Annotated in this window: 15 protein-coding genes; all 15 read left to right on the top strand. The window is 48.6% G+C overall.

Going from position 1 to position 15,832, the window contains the following annotated elements:
- Window positions 1–14 precede the first annotated feature (14 nt).
- Window positions 15–356, top strand: coding sequence for a helix-turn-helix transcriptional regulator (locus EJF25_RS10545; protein ID WP_005812869.1), 342 nt, complete (start codon window positions 15–17; stop codon window positions 354–356).
- Window positions 357–358: 2 nt separating this feature from the next.
- Window positions 359–1,465: an AAA family ATPase gene (locus EJF25_RS10540; RefSeq protein ID WP_005812867.1), complete on the top strand. Its 1,107-nt coding sequence runs from the start codon at window positions 359–361 to the stop codon at window positions 1,463–1,465.
- Between the two features lie 200 nt (window positions 1,466–1,665).
- The gene (locus tag EJF25_RS10535) at window positions 1,666–2,565 is read left to right on the top strand and encodes a DUF8464 domain-containing protein (RefSeq protein WP_005812865.1); all 900 of its coding nucleotides are present in this window, start codon (window positions 1,666–1,668) and stop codon (window positions 2,563–2,565) included.
- Window positions 2,566–2,925: 360 nt separating this feature from the next.
- Entirely contained in the window at window positions 2,926–3,693 is a 768-nt protein-coding gene (locus EJF25_RS10530; RefSeq protein ID WP_229091557.1) for a hypothetical protein, read from the top strand.
- A complete protein-coding gene (locus tag EJF25_RS10525; protein ID WP_005812861.1) occupies window positions 3,681–4,460 on the top strand; it encodes a hypothetical protein in 780 nt (259 codons plus the stop codon). The genes EJF25_RS10530 and EJF25_RS10525 overlap by 13 nt, the downstream gene beginning before the upstream one ends.
- Window positions 4,457–5,227 carry a metallophosphoesterase gene (locus EJF25_RS10520; protein ID WP_007837351.1) on the top strand — a complete coding sequence of 257 codons (771 nt, stop codon included), beginning with the start codon at window positions 4,457–4,459 and terminating at the stop codon, window positions 5,225–5,227. The genes EJF25_RS10525 and EJF25_RS10520 overlap by 4 nt, the downstream gene beginning before the upstream one ends.
- Window positions 5,228–5,448: 221 nt before the next feature.
- A complete protein-coding gene (locus EJF25_RS10515; protein ID WP_005812857.1) occupies window positions 5,449–5,901 on the top strand; it encodes a hypothetical protein in 453 nt (150 codons plus the stop codon).
- Window positions 5,898–6,230, top strand: a complete 333-nt coding sequence (locus EJF25_RS10510) for a DUF4134 domain-containing protein (RefSeq protein WP_005812854.1) — start codon at window positions 5,898–5,900, stop codon at window positions 6,228–6,230. The genes EJF25_RS10515 and EJF25_RS10510 overlap by 4 nt, the downstream gene beginning before the upstream one ends.
- 58 nt (window positions 6,231–6,288) lie before the next feature.
- Window positions 6,289–6,654 (top strand): DUF4134 domain-containing protein, encoded by a 366-nt coding sequence (locus EJF25_RS10505; protein ID WP_007837354.1) that lies wholly within the window; start codon window positions 6,289–6,291, stop codon window positions 6,652–6,654.
- Window positions 6,655–6,702: 48 nt separating this feature from the next.
- Window positions 6,703–7,002 (top strand): DUF4133 domain-containing protein, encoded by a 300-nt coding sequence (locus EJF25_RS10500; RefSeq protein ID WP_005816074.1) that lies wholly within the window; start codon window positions 6,703–6,705, stop codon window positions 7,000–7,002.
- A 122-nt stretch (window positions 7,003–7,124) separates the two neighbouring features.
- The gene (locus tag EJF25_RS10495) at window positions 7,125–9,338 is read left to right on the top strand and encodes a TraG/VirB4 family ATPase (RefSeq protein WP_007897447.1); all 2,214 of its coding nucleotides are present in this window, start codon (window positions 7,125–7,127) and stop codon (window positions 9,336–9,338) included.
- Window positions 9,339–9,884: 546 nt separating this feature from the next.
- On the top strand, window positions 9,885–11,696 hold the full coding sequence (locus EJF25_RS10490; RefSeq protein WP_004318718.1) for a reverse transcriptase/maturase family protein: 1,812 nt from the start codon (window positions 9,885–9,887) through the stop codon (window positions 11,694–11,696).
- A gap of 92 nt (window positions 11,697–11,788) precedes the next feature.
- Window positions 11,789–12,319 carry a TraG/VirB4 family ATPase gene (locus tag EJF25_RS10485; RefSeq protein ID WP_117722843.1) on the top strand — a complete coding sequence of 177 codons (531 nt, stop codon included), beginning with the start codon at window positions 11,789–11,791 and terminating at the stop codon, window positions 12,317–12,319.
- A 220-nt stretch (window positions 12,320–12,539) separates the two neighbouring features.
- Window positions 12,540–15,080, top strand: a complete 2,541-nt coding sequence (locus EJF25_RS10480; RefSeq protein ID WP_005816117.1) for a hypothetical protein — start codon at window positions 12,540–12,542, stop codon at window positions 15,078–15,080.
- 14 nt (window positions 15,081–15,094) lie between these two features.
- Window positions 15,095–15,820, top strand: a complete 726-nt coding sequence (locus EJF25_RS10475) for a hypothetical protein (RefSeq protein WP_005816118.1) — start codon at window positions 15,095–15,097, stop codon at window positions 15,818–15,820.
- The last annotated feature ends 12 nt before the right edge of the window (window positions 15,821–15,832 follow it).

The raw sequence follows: 15,832 nt of genomic DNA, 5'->3' as shown, positions 1-15,832 counted from the left end.
AAGGTACGTGACACATGAATGAAAGACATTTTAGACTCTATGAGCGAATTGTCGCAATAGAAGACAGTTTGGAGGCTTTGGGACCTATTGACAAACTAATAGAGCGAATCGAGGAATTGGAGAAGATGGTCAAGCAGACCAAAACCGTCTTGGGGTTTGACGAAGCATGTAAGTATATTGGTGTTTCTGAAAGCCTGCTATACAAACTTACAGCCGCAAAAGAAGTTCCACACTATAAGCCAAGGGGAAAAATGCTGTATTTTAATAGAGAAGAAATCGACAAGTGGCTGCTCCAAAACAAACAAGAGGTCATTGGAATGGTAACGAAAATAGAAATTGATAATCCGAAAGAATGAAAATGGAAGAAAATAACAAACATGTACAGCCTAACTCAAAAGAGGAAGGAGTACAGCGTCTCAATCGCATATTGAGCGAATCGTTGATAAAGGCAACAGATACTTATAAAACACCTCCTCAGATTATATGGGTTGATAATTCCAGCATAGCCACATTGGGCAACTTCAGTGCTTCTACTGGTAAGGCAAAGGCGAAAAAGACCTTCAACGTGTCTGCCTTGGTAGCCGCTTCCCTCGCCAACGGCAAGGTACTGAACTATCGCGCCAGTCTGCCAGAGGGGAAACGCAAGATACTGTATGTAGATACGGAGCAGAGCCGCTATCACTGCCATAATGTGCTGGAGCGCATCCTGAAGCTCGCTGGTCTACCTACAAGCATCGACAACGAGAACCTTGACTTTATCTGTCTGAGAGAGTACACGCCCTCCGTCAGGATAGAGGTCATAGACTATGCGCTTGCCCAAGACCAAAGCTATGGACTGGTCATCATCGACGGAATCAGAGACCTGCTTCTCGACATCAACAATGCGGGAGAATCGGTCGAGGTCATCAACAAGATGATGGAATGGTCATCAAAGTATGACCTGCACATCCATTGCGTATTGCATCAGAACAAGGGCGACAATAACGTGCGCGGGCATATCGGTACGGAGATGAACAACAAGGCAGAGACGGTGCTTGTCATCACCAAGAGCACCACCAATCCCGACATCAGCGAGGTGAAGGCGATGCACATCCGTGAGAAGGAGTTCAAGCCGTTTGCCTTTACAGTCAATGAGGAAGGGTTGCCAGAGATTGTCGAGCACACGCCGGAGAAGGAAGAAGGTGACAAGCAACCGTCAAGGTTTACTTACCAAGACTTGACATCCGAACAGCATAACGAGGCGCTGACGGCTGCATTCAAGGAGAAACCTATCAAAGGATTCGATCGCATGGTGGAGGAATTAACGCAAGCCTATGCAGACATTGGCTTTAAGCGTGGCAGAAGCGTCATCATCAAAATGCTGAAATACCTGATTAACGAGCAAAAGCTCATAGTGAAGCGGGATAATCATTACTATTTCGGATATACACCTGCCGAGATTGACCTGTTCCATGAAGAGGAATAAAAACAGTTCAGAAACCAGTTTAGTTTACGTCCGTACCTATATATAAGAAATAAGGCCAAAGTAAACCGAAATCGGAGGCTGAATTGGGAAGCGGAAAAGTAGTTTAGCAAATGGTTTAGTTTACGGGTGTGCCTATATAGGAGAAAGGGTAAAGTAAACTGTTTCCATGGACAAAGTAAAACCGAACAAATGAAAGTACAATGAATATTGAACAATCGAAGAAACTGAGCATTATAGACTTCTTAGACAAGGAGAATGTAACGCTGAAAAAGAAGAAGGGCAATGCCTACTGGTATCTGTCACCCTTCAGGGACGAGAAGACCGCATCGTTCAAGGTCAGCAAGAAGGAGAACCTGTGGTACGACTACGCCATTAAGGAGGGCGGTGACCTTGTGGAGCTGGTAAAGCGTATGTATAACAAACAATCCGTTTCCGATGCCCTTGCCTACCTTGCGTCCAAGAGTATTGCCACTGTGGATAAGGCAATCGAGACCGCTATCGCAGCCAAGGAATACACGACAACCAAGATGAACGATGTGAAGCTGCTCCCACTGAGCAACCATTCTCTGCTGTCCTATTTCAGTAGCCGACGGATAGACATCACCATTGGCAGGATGTATTGCAGGGAGATACACTACAAGGTTGAGCAAAAACATTACTATGGCATTGCCTTTGGCAATCTGAGTGAAGGACATGAGGTGCGCAATCCCTATTTCAAGGGCTGCATCGGGCATAAGGACATCACCCTGCTTGCCCATACGTTCAACGAGTGGCAAAACGGTTGTCTGGTCTTTGAGGGCTTCATGGACTTCCTTGCTTATATGACCCTCGTTAAACAGCAAGACCGATGGTTTGTCGTTGAAAGCCCTTGCGACTATATGATACTGAACTCAGTCGCCAACCTCAAACAGGCATTGCATTACCTTGACCGTTACACCCACATCCATTGCTTCCTCGACAACGACCAGGCAGGACGCAAGACGGTTGAGAGCATCAGCAATGTATTCGAGTACAGGGTGACGGACGAGTCCTTCAGATATGCCGACTACAAGGATGTCAACGACTATCTGATGAGGAAGAAACGAACGGCATCTGAATGACATTATAAAGACGAAAACACCATCATTTGATGCAAAAATGGCTCAAATGCATTGAAATTACATATCAAATCTGCACTTTTTCGCCCAAACATGCTTGATTCTCAATTATTATCCTTATTTTTGCATCGTTTTAATACATTATTAAAATGTAGCAGAATGGAATTGAAAAAAGAAATAAGGATATTGGGCAGACGCTTTGAGGTGGAACCTCGTGCCAAGGAAAGCCTGAAAGGCATCACGGTTGGCGAGAAACTCTCATACCGTTTCTATGATGGCACATACCAAGGCACGCCCCTGCTGTTCGTTGAGCCCAAGAAGGGCAATCCCTCTCCACGGACTTGCGCCATCACGGGCAAGCGGTTGACCGAAGCCCTGGGACTGCCTGCGGTGTTTATCCTTGCGCCCGGACCCACCTACGAGCGACACAGACTGGCAGACAAAGGAGTCTTCTTTGTCATGTCCGAGGAATATGCCCATCTGCCAGGCATCATAGCATTGGAGAAGACAAGCAACAGGAAGATTGCCGAAGTATTGACCCCTGTGGCGCAATACATACTACTCTATCACCTACAGGTGGGCAGTATTGAAGGAATGTCGCCAAGGGATATTGCACCGTTGCTTCCATATTCTTACGAAAGCGTCACGTTGGGTGTCACCTGTCTTGAAGATGTAGGACTGTGTCAAAAGATTCAGAACGGACAGCGCAGCAAGGTGGTACACTTCGAGTTGAAGGGCAAGGAACTGTGGGACAAGGCTCAGAACGTCTTGCTGTCACCTGTGGAGAACCGCATCTTTTGCGATGACATACGCTTGGATGCGGAATACCCCGTATGCGGCATCAATGCCCTGGCACATTATTCCATGCTTAATCGTGACCGGGAAGAGATGATAATGATGACAAGCAAGGAATATCGTGCCGTCAAGTCGGCTGATGTCATGGAGAATCCCAACATCTATGACGGCAACTATATCATAGAGGTATGGAAATACCCTGTTGTCAGCAAAATGGGCGACAAAAGCCAGTGGGTTGATCGCCTTTCCCTTGTCCTTTCGTTGAGAGATGATGATGATCCGAGAGTAGAAAAAGAAGTAGAACGAATAATCAGTGAACAGAAATGGAAGGATTAGTCAAGTTCCGTGAAGCATTTGCGGAATACTCAGAAAACTATGTGGTGATAGGCGGAGCAGCCTGTGACATCACCATGACCAATACCGTGGTGCGTCCACGCGCCACACACGACATCGACATGATAGTCATCGTAGAGAACATGACCGAGGCTTTCGCCAATCGCTTCTGGCAGTTTGTGCGGGAGGCTGGCTATCGACCTGAAAAGAGGAAACAGGAGGCTGGTGAGCCACCAAGGTATGAAATGTATCGTTTCCTTGATGGTAAAGACGGCTATCCCGAGATGATAGAACTGCTGTCACGCCACCCCGACGTGCTTGGAGAGCCAAAGGGATTTGTCATAGAACCTATCCCGACCGATGAAGATGTGTCGAGTCTTAGTGCCATCATCATGGACGATGATTACTATCACTTTACTATCGCACACAGCCAACTGACTGATGGCATACGCCATGCCAATTCCGCTGCCTTGATAGCACTGAAGGCAAGAGCCTACCTAAATCTCATGGCAGACAAGCGGGACGGCAAGCATGTGAACACCAAAGACATCAAGAAGCACCGTTCGGACATCCTGAAAAATGTGGTCATAATGACTGAGGACAACATTGAGGCTCCTGCTTCAATAGTGGCATGTATAAGGGAGTTTGTCGCCTCCATCAGAGCCGACTGGTCAACTCTCGCAGAACCATTGTCAAAGTCACTCGGTCAAGACGAGGCATTTGTGACCGGACTGTTAGATCAACTGGATGAATTGTTTATAGAAGCATGACCAATATGAAGATACAATACGCATCCGACCTGCATCTGGAGTTTGCCGACAATTGGCGGTATCTGAAAGCCCACCCCTTGGAGGTGACGGGCGACATACTGCTGCTTGCCGGCGACATCGGCTATCTCGGCGATGACAACTACTCCAAGCATCCCTTTTGGGACTGGGCATCGGAGAACTACAAGGAGGTGCATTGCTGCATGGGCAACCATGAGTTCTACAAATATTATGATGTGGCGACACTGCCCGACGGCTATCTCTTGGAGGTACGTCCCAATGTATTCAGCCACTACAACGGTATTGCGAGGATTGGCGACACCGACATCATCCTCTCCACCCTTTGGTCGAGGATTCCTTTGGAGGACGCTTACTTCACCGAGCAAGTGATAAGCGACTTCCGCCGTATATTATATAAAGGTGAGCTGATGACCCATGCCCAATTCAATGCTGAGCATGAACGTTGCCTCACCTTTATCAAGGATGCAGTGGCATATTCGCAAGCAGCCCATAAGATTGTTGTCACCCATCATGTACCATCGTTCCGTATGCTCCACCCAAAGTTTCAAGGCAGCAAGGCAAACGTGGCGTTCACCGTAGAGTTGGAGGACTATATCACCGATAGCGGCATAGACTATTGGATATACGGACATTCGCACACCAACATCGATGCCAGGATAGGCAACACCCAATGCTTGTCCAACCAGTTGGGCTATGTTTTCTCTAACGAACATCAGGACTTCTCCCATGGCAAGTACCTGACCATATAGCCATCCACATTTTTTTCATCCACCCTCTTTACAAGCTCTTCCCTATCGGAAGGGCTTTTTTTGTGCCTTTCGAGTTTGATTTTTGAGTATGATTGCGAGTGTAATCAAAATTAGAGTTAAGATTTGGCTCCGCGGAAAGTCATTTCGGTTTAAGATTGAAGAAAAGGTAGTTCCTTTGCATCGGCAATAAGCCAAACCATAGTAAAATCAAACTTGAAAATATGAAGTCATTTGTAATATTCGCCATTGTCGTGACCATAATCTATGTCATCTACTATACGGTCATCATCGTGCAGGATCTGTACGGAAAGCCCAAGGACGAGAAGTCACAGGGCGAGTCGTTTGATGTCAGTGACATGACCGACGAGGAAGAGTCGATAGCGGTCAGCGAGAGCGACGGTGGTTTCAGCGTAGGCGACAACCAATATGAGACAGCCTACGAGGAGAAGCAGCTTGCAGAGCCTACAGAGGAGGCAGCCGCCACTGCGGAAGAGAGCAAGCCTCATGTGCTTGAAAAGATACAAAGCGCAATCGAGAAGAAGATGGAGGAAGTGAATACCACCTATTCCGACCCCATGTATTCGGAAGAATTGAACAACACCATCATCGCCCGCGGTCTTCGTCACAATGGACGTGACATGGTCAAGGTGGAATCACTCAATAATGAGATATGATGTCAAAAACAAGAAGTGCATTTCTATCATTATATGCCGCTTTAACCCCAGCTCTGGCCAGTGCTAAGTGTGGCAACGTGGACTACAGCTGGGGAGCGGACGCACTTGCGAGTGCCCATGACTATGCCGTGACGATGATGCTCTATATCGTTTATCTGTGCTATGCAGTGGCGGGCATCGTGGTCATAGTCAGCGCCTTGCAGATATATATAAAGATGAATACGGGCGAAGAAGGAGTGAAGAAGAACATCATGATGCTGGTGGGAGCCTGCCTGTTCCTCATAGGAGCGACCATCGTCTTCCCCGCTTTCTTCGGTTATCAGATTTGAGATACAGGTGATACGAGATAAGATAACTCAAAGTGTAACAAATTAAAAGGTAAAAAGAATGTTTGAAAGGATTAACAAGAAGGTGAAGGGATTCTTCTCTTCACAGCGCATGAAAACGCTCGCCCTGATGTTGCTTGTCGGCACCACCGCAGCAATGGCACAGAACGCAGCCGGCGACTACTCGGCAGGAACGACCGCGCTTACCACAGTGACGGAGGAGATTGCCAAGTATGTACCTATCGTGGTGAAGCTCTGCTATGCCATTGCAGGTGTCGTTGCAATTGTCGGAGCCATAAGCGTTTACATCGCCATGAACAACGAGGAACAGGACGTGAAAAAGAAGATCATGATGGTCGTCGGCGCATGTATTTTCCTCATTGCAGCAGCCCAGGCACTGCCTCTGTTCTTCGGCATTGGAGGTTAAACGCAGCGTGAGATTGTGAGTATGTAGAACGTTAAAACACTGACAGTTATGGCAGATACAAAGCAAGAGCGTTTTCCGGATTATCCCATTTTCAAGGGACTGCAACGTCCATTGGAGTTCTTCGGGTTGCAGGGACGCTACATCTACTGGGCGGCAGCCACCGCAGGAGGAGCCGTTGCGGGTTTCATCCTCGGCTACTGCATCTTCGGTTTCGTGGCAGGACTCGTGCTGCTAGTCCTCGCCGTAGCTGTCGGTGGCGTTCTCATCGTCATGAAGCAGCGCAAGGGCTTGCACAGCAAGAAGAGTGACAACGGCATATTCATCTATGCCTATTCAAAGAAAGTGTAAAACAAAAAAGAGAATCCATTATGTCCAAGTGGAAAGCTATCAATGATTGTAAGTGAATGGAGGTGGGGGCATCACGCATGAGGGTGCGCCCGCCTTTTTGCGATTAAAAAAGAAAAAGAACAATGACCCTATACATCATACTCATATTCTCAGCCATCTGCGTGGGCATGGCCATCAGTGTCAAGGCATTCGGCACGGGAGGGAAGCGCAAGCGCATCTTCCAGGACATCTACTTCTCCATCGAGGAAGTGGATGGCATCGGCGTGCTCTATACCAAGACGGGCGAATACTCCGCTGTTCTGAAGATGGAGAACCCTGTGCAGAAGTATTCCGCCAACATCGAGGCCTACTATGAGTTCACCCACCTCTTCGCCGCCCTTGCCCAGACCTTGGGCGAAGGCTATGCGCTGCACAAGCAGGACGTGTTTGTGAGGAAGGCATTCAAGGAAGAGAACGGTGGAAATCATGAGTTCCTGAGCGAGAGTTACTTCCGCTATTTCAACGGCAGACCCTTTACCGACAGCGTCTGCTACCTCACCATCACACAGGAGAACAAGAAGAGCCGTCTGATGTCGTTCGACAACAAGAAATGGCGTGACTTCTTGGTGAAGATACGCAAGGTGCACGACCAGCTGAGGGATGCCGGCGTGAAGTCCCGATTCCTCGGCAAAACGGAAGCCTGCGAGTATGTGGACCGTTTCTTCTCCATGAACTTCCGTGACAAGGTGGTGTCGATGACCAACTTCAAGGTCGATGACGAGACCATCGGCATGGGGGACCGTAGCTGCAAGGTGTATAGCCTTGTGGATGTGGATTATGCCAACTTGCCGTCGGTCATCCGTCCCTACGCAAATATCGAGGTGAACAACACCAGTATGCCCGTTGATCTCGTGAGCATCGTCGATAGCGTGCCCGGAGCCGACTGCGTGGTGTTCAACCAGATGGTGTTCGTGCCCAACCAGAAGCGTGAGCTTGCCCTACTCGACAAGAAGAAAAACCGCCATGCCTCCATGCCCAACCCCAGCAACCTGATGGCTGTAGAGGACATCAAGCGTGTGCAGGAGGTGATAGCCCGTGAGAGCAAGCAGCTCGTCTATACCCACTACAACCTCGTGGTGGCAGTGAGCGGCGACACCGACATACAGAAATGCACCAACCATCTCGAAAACTCCTTCTCGCGCATGGGCATCCACATCAGCAAGCGGGCCTACAACCAGTTGGAGCTGTTCGTCAACTCTTTCCCCGGCAACTGCTATGGCATGAATGCCGACTACGACCGATTCCTCACCCTCGGCGATGCCGCCACCTGTCTGATGTACAAGGAGCGCATCGTGCATAATGAGGACACCCCGCTGAAGATATACTATACCGACCGCCAAGGTGTGCCCGTAGCCATCGACATCACAGGAAAGGAGGGAAAGGAGAAGCTGACCGACAACTCGAACTTTTTTTGTTTGGGTCCTTCGGGCAGCGGCAAGTCGTTCCACATGAACAGCGTGGTGCGTCAGTTGTGGGAGCAGAACACCGACATCGTCATGGTCGATACGGGTAACTCGTATGAGGGACTCTGCGAGTATGTGGGCGGCAAGTACATCGCCTATACGGAGGACAAGCCCATCACCATGAACCCCTTCAACATCAGCAAGCGGGAGCTGAACATTGAGAAGATAGACTTCCTGAAGAACCTGATACTGCTGATATGGAAAGGCTCGGAGACGCAGATACCCGAACTGGAGTTCCGTGTCGTGGAGCAGTTGGTGACGGAGTATTACGATTTCTATTTCAACGGTGTGCAGCCCTATCCTTCCTCACAGAAGGAGACACTGAGAAAAAACCTCTCCACCATGGAGAAGCGGCGCGGCACGGAGCTGACGCAGATACACGACAAGGTGGAGAAACTCATCAAGGGACTGGAGGAACGGCGCATGGCATTGAGCGTGAAGACCCTCTCCTTCGACTCATTCTATGAGTTCGCCTGTGAGCGTCTCGACCAGATCTGCATCGAGAACAACATCACCACCATCGACTGCGACAACTTCGCCTATATGCTCCAAAACTTCTACCGTGGCGGCAAGTACGACAAGATTCTCAACGAGAACGTGGATAGCACCTTGTTCGACGAGACCTTCATCGTCTTCGAGGTGGATGCCATCAAGGAGAACAAGCAGCTCTTCCCCATCGTGACGCTCATCATCATGGACGTGTTCCTGCAGAAGATGCGCCTGAAGAAGAACCGCAAGTGCCTTGTCATCGAGGAGGCATGGAAAGCCATCGCCTCGCCGCTGATGGCCGAGTACATCAAGTACCTATGTGCGCCCGTAAAGGTTGCATCGTAAATATCTCTTTGGCAAGAGATTAGGAAAGTGTTCTTTGAAAATGACCTATCATCAGCCGACTTATCTGTTTCGGGAAAACTTAACCGAGCAGGGAGTGTAGCATGTCGGAAAAGTCATAAGTCAGTTAGTTACCAAACTGCGACTGAATGGCGAGATGAAAAGATAGATATGAGGATAAAGTCCGAATTGATTGAACGATAGTCCGAATGGTCCCCCTTGAGGCTATGGCGTAAGGTAACTATCAATCGCCATATCGTGATACTACTTCAGTGTATAGGAATGAAGGTAGCAAGAACTTATCACGACACAACCGCAGTAAGCGAGTAAAGGACGGAAGTCGTATCCGACAATCTATCATGCCAACAGTTACGATGTAATAAACGGGGATTACCTATCCCGAAGTGCCGAAAGGCTATTAGGTTCGACCTATGAAAATTCGGAGTGGTAACGGAGCTTCCATAGTAGTTTGAGCAAGGTAACGCCTTGTACATGGCGAAGGGAAGCAGCTAATTATTAATACAATTAACGGAAAATGTGAGAGACATTATGAGAAGTCCAGAAAGAGTATTAAACAGTCTATCAGAACACAGTAAGGATGCAAGCTATAAGTTTGAACGTCTTTACAGAATTTTGTTCAATGAGGAAATGTTCTACGTTGCCTATCAGCGTATCTACGCTAAAGAGGGTAACATGACTAAAGGTTCAGACGGTCAGACCATTGACAACATGAGCCTGAAACGAATTGAAAAGTTGATTGATACGTTAAAAGATGAAACGTACCAGCCCCAACCGTCAAAGAGGGTGTACATACCGAAGAAAAACGGTAAGAAAAGACCTCTTGGCGTGCCGACTTTCAATGACAAGTTGATACAAGAAGTAGTAAGAATGGTACTGGAAGCCATATACGAGGGAAATTTTGAATACACCTCGCATGGTTTCCGTCCCAATCGAAGCTGCCATACTGCATTAACTCATATCCAAAAGGAGTTTAATGGTGCAAAATGGTTTGTGGAGGGAGACATAAAAGGCTTCTTTGATAATATAAACCATGATGTATTGATAAACATTCTCTTGGAGCGTATTGCGGATGAACGCTTCATCCGATTGATACGCAAGTTTATGAAAGCGGGATATATCGAAGACTGGCAATTCCACAATACTTACAGTGGCACACCGCAAGGGGGTATCATCAGCCCGATATTGGCTAATATATACCTTGACAAGCTGGATAAGTATATAAAGGAATACACAGCCAAATTCGACAAAGGGAAGAAACGAAAATTCAGTAGAGAAAGTATGGACTTTGGCAATGCAAGAAAACGTATTGTGCGAAGATTGAAGTTCGTAAAAGACGAAAGGCAAAGGACAAAGCTAATCCTTGAACTGAAAGCAATAGAACAAGGACGGGCTAAATATCCCAACGGCGAAGAAATGGATGCCGATTACAGAAGAATGAAATATGCAAGATATGCAGATGATTTTCTTGTGGGAATTATCGGAAGCAAGCAGGATGCGCAACAGATAAAAGAAGATATTAAAAACTTCCTTGCTGACAGACTGGCATTGGAGCTGTCCGATGAAAAGACACTTGTCACTCACACGGAAAGACCGGCCAAGTTTCTCGGATATGAAATCACTGTAAGAAAGTCCAATGACCAAAGACGGGATAAACGGGGTAGATTGAGAAGAACCTATGGTAAAAGGGTCTGCTTGAATGTCAGTACGGAAACAGTCCGTAAAAAACTTTTCGATTGGGGAGTCTTGGAACTGACAAACCGTAACGGAAAGGAAATATGGAAACCGAAATGTAAATCGGGACTGATATTCAATGACGACCTTGAAATCCTTGATAGTTATAATCGGGAAATCGTGGGGTTCTATAATTACTACTCCATAGCCAACAACTGCGCCCATGCCTTGAATAATTTCAAGTACATCATGGAATACAGCATGTACAAAACGTTTGCAGGCAAATATAAGTGCCGAACACGTAAGGTAAACAAGAAATATCGTAAGAACGGTAGGTTTATCGTAACGCACATGACTAAAACTGGTGTAAAGGAAAGATACTTTTACGACGGTGGCTTCAAACGAAAGAAGCCCACCTATAAATCGGAATGTGACATTATGCCACGAACAATTTATACTGCGGGGCGGACAAGCCTTGTTGAAAGGCTGAAAGCCCGTGAGTGTGAATTATGTGGAGCGACAGACGACCTTGTTATGCACCATGTAAGGAAACTAAAGAACTTGCAGGGAAAGGAAAGCTGGGAACGACACATGATTGCCCGTAAACGCAAGACGATTGCCGTGTGCAGGAGTTGTCACAAGAAGATACATGACGGAAAGATAGACTGAAATTAGTGGAGAGCCGGATACGCTGAGAGGTGTAAGTCCGGTTCGGGGGCGAGCATTTGGAAACCTACCATAGAAATATGATAAGGCGCTGGGTGCTTAGCCTACACAAGACAGCCCGAAAGTTCTGGGCGAGCGTGGGCGTAGTGACACAGGAGATACAGGACATCATCGGCAGTCCCATCGTGAAGGAAGCCATCATCAACAACTCCGACGTGGTGATGCTGCTCGACCAAAGCAAATTTCGTGAGCGATTCGACGAGATCAAGGCGATATTAGGATTGACGGATGTGGATTGCAAGAAGATATTCACTGTCAACCGCTTGGATAACAAGGAGGGAAGAAGTTTCTTCCGTGAGGTGTTTATCCGACGTGGATCGACGAGCGGAGTGTATGGTGTGGAGGAGCCGCACGAGTGCTATATGACCTACACCACCGAGCGAGCTGAGAAGGAGGCATTGAAACTCTATAAGCATGAACTGAAGTGCAGACATCAGGAGGCTATCGAGCGGTATTGCAGAGATTGGGATGCCAGTGGCATCGGGAAGTCGTTGGCATTTGCGCAGAAGGTCAATGAGGCGGGGCATGTGCTCAATTTGACGGACGATGGAGCCACTCGCCGCTGACACGGCGAGCACGGGGGCTGATTGATGGAAACGGAAATCCCGGAATAGACGTAAAGCCCAGATGCCCGAAAGCAAAACTTTCGGGAACGGTGGCTGGGTAGTATTTACGATTAGTAGTAAATACGATTAGTAGTGAATACTACCAATAGTAAATACTACAAGTAGTAAAGTAGTGGAATAGTAGAAACTGAAAGTAGTAAAAACGTAAAGTAGTGAAGCAATGAGACGTTTATACCTTATTATAATATATATGTGTCTTACACTTGTCGTGGGAAGGGTTCATGCGCAGTATTACAGCGTGAACTACGACAAGCAGATCGTTGCCGCCATGGCTGCCGCATTCGGTGCTGGAGCTATGGCAGAGAGCTATTATAACGAGCAGGTGGGCGAAATCTTGAAGCACTACAATGCCGCAGAGGTTGCCACTGCCGGCATCTTCGCTGCCAAGTTCTTGGAGCGCAAGGCATTCACCGACCTCGGCATTTGGAGCAGTAGCACGGAGAACTACTATTACCGCCGCATCCACAATATGGTGGCGAACAAGATTATGCCCAAGATATGGACGGTGGCAGGAATGATGCTGAAAAGTCCGCAGACCGCCCTCTACTGGGGCAGTTACCTGATGAAGATATGCGCCGACACAAAGTCGCTGTGTATGCAGTTTGAGAGTGTCGTGACCAACAGTAGCTTGACCTTTGCCGACATTCAGTTCTTGGAAATCAACCAAGAGATAGCCGCCATCCTCAAACTCTCGGAGATAGGCAATGTAGATTGGCAGCAGCTGTTGGATGACATCGCCAGTGTGCCCGGCAACTTCACCGTGGAGAACCTCACCGCCGACATCGAGACGCTTTACAATATGGGAGCATCGTTGGCGACGGCAGGTATCAACGGGGCATCAGGCGCACTCTTGCAGCAGAGTGCCTTCAACGACCTTTTCAATGGCAAGGTGAGTAAAATCATCGACATCTATGACAACTACCATGACCTCTATGAACAGGCAGAGAACGGCATCGGCAGCACACTCCTTAGTCTGGTGGGTGGCGAGGACAACGTGGCAGCCCTCTTCGACCTCTCCAACTACAACATCACCTCGTGGATGACAGACTATCTGAGCGAGACGCAGGGCAACTACTATACACAGCGTTGGTACATTGCCCGACGAGACCAAGGCAGCGTAAGCCTCTGTGACTACTATCCGCCGACCGATGACAACAGTATTCTGAACGGTGACCATTGGTATCGTATCAACACCTCCGACCCCAACTTCTACCCTAACAGCACGCAGCGAGAGCAGATACTGGCCAACTCGGAGAACCATGCCGGATGGAGCCGCAGCCGTGTGCAGCAGCTCAACGCCCAGAGCGACGGCTTCACCTATACGATGAACTATTGGATGTCGTCGTACATCATCAGCCGTGGCGGCAAGCAGACCAAGAAGGCCTACGCCTACGAGATACACGTTACCAAGAGCTGGAACAACGTGGAAGAGGTGTATGAGGATGTCTTCGACTCCTACAGCATGGACTTGAATACCTTCAAGCGTCAGTTGCAGGCACGTCTCTCGGAGTATAACGACAACGAGGAGGGCTATGTCTATTACATCGGCAGTGACGCACGCCGTTACTATCAAGCCACCGATGCCGCCAAACTGAAGGGCGTGGAGAGCGTGACCATCAGCGTCACCTGTTCGGACGGTGTCACCCTCGGACAGGGCAGCACGCAGTACAAGTGCCGTGAGTGCGGCGGTTCGCTCAATGCCCACAGCAAGGAATGCGCCATGAGGACAAGCGTATCAGAAAATAATCTCGACCTATCGGAACTGGACGAGAAGGAACGTGAGGCGAATAGCAAGATAGCCCTGTTGGAGGCGCAGATAAGCCAGTTGGAGACAGAGAACAGGAACCTGCTCACGCAGATAGCCAATGCCTCTGTGGAGGAAGCCCCTGCCTTGCGGCAGCAACATAATGTCAACAAGACGAAGATAGACAACCTGAAGAAGGAATTGGCGACATGGCAGCAGCAGTTGGCAGACATACAGAATGCCAAGAGCGAGGCGGCTAACGACAATGCCACCTCCACCGATGACTACTACCGCATCCCTGCCATCATGCAGGATGTGAAGTCAGCCTACAATCTCACGTGGCAAGGTGCCGGTTCGTGGAACGGCTACACCTACGTCCGAACTGCCACCATGCCCAACATCAACGGCATTATCACCTTCAAGGCGACACTGTCCATTGCAAGGAAGCCCAAGTACTTCCTTGGCATCAAGATACACCGTGCGATACTGCAAATATCGTGGGAGCTGACCTCGGAATACACCGACACACAGGTGGTGGATGTGCTGACCCTTGACCCGAATGCCTCTGACGAGGAGAAGACGAGGCAGGTGAACAGCCGTATCTCGGAGATAGCCCAGGAGTTCCCGTCGTGCAGCATCACCACAGAATATGCCAAGAGCGAGGCAACCCAGACCGCCGACAATGACGATGTAATACACCTGCTCTGGTCGAGCGACCGTCTGGAGATAGCCCGTGAAGTAGATAGCCGTATCACCAAGATTTACGCCGACTTGGTATCATTAGAAAAAATGATGCACTACAAGCGCAGCATCATTGACGTGCTGAAGGACATTCTTCCTTCAATCGACGCAGACCAAGGTCGCAGAAGGACACTCATTGAAGAGTGCTACGAGCGATGGAGAGAGAATGCAGACCCTAACAGAGGGAATGGTGAAGATAACGAGAACGAAAACTGAGGGAGGAACGGAGAATGAGACATACCATCATCATAGCTCTCCTGCTGATTACCCTCTTCCCCAATACAGCCTTGGCGCAATGGGGATTCGATGCGGTATCGGTGGAAGCATACATCAACGACCACAAGAAGCAGCGCAGCCTCTTGCTGGCACGCAGCACTTTGGAGTACAGCAATCAACTGCTGCATGAATACAGCAGTGAAGAGGTGGGCAAATACAAGGAACTGAATGTGGATTTGGACAAATACACCCGGGCCTTCGACATCATCGATGTGATGTACCAGTCGTTGCGCACGGTGCTGAACGTGAAGAGCACCTACCAGACGGTGAGCGACCGCATCAGTGACTACAAGAACCTGTTGGAGGACTTCAATGATAAGGTCATCAAGCGGAAACACATCGAACTGGCTGACACGATGCTCATCAGCATCAACAAGAAAGCCATCGACAACATATACAACGAAGGAAGCCAACTCTACCATAGCGTCAACGACCTCGTGTTGTATGCCACAGGAGCGGCAGCCTGTTCAACTTCCGACCTGCTGATGGTGTTGGACAATATCAACAATTCGTTGGACCTGATAGAAAAACATCTGAACCAAGCCTACTTCCAGACATGGCGGTATGTGCAGCTGCGCATGGGCTATTGGAAGGAGAAGGTGTATCGGACGAGGACGAAGGAAGAGATACTGGAAGATGCCTTCAGCCGATGGAAAGTGGCAGGAAAACTTGACTATTGACGGATTGTAAAC

Source organism: Bacteroides faecalis (genome assembly GCF_003865075.1).
Taxonomy (GTDB): Bacteria; Bacteroidota; Bacteroidia; order Bacteroidales; family Bacteroidaceae; genus Bacteroides; species Bacteroides faecalis.
The sequence above is the reverse complement of the archived record's forward strand: the minus strand, read 5'-3'. Positions and strand labels throughout refer to the sequence as shown.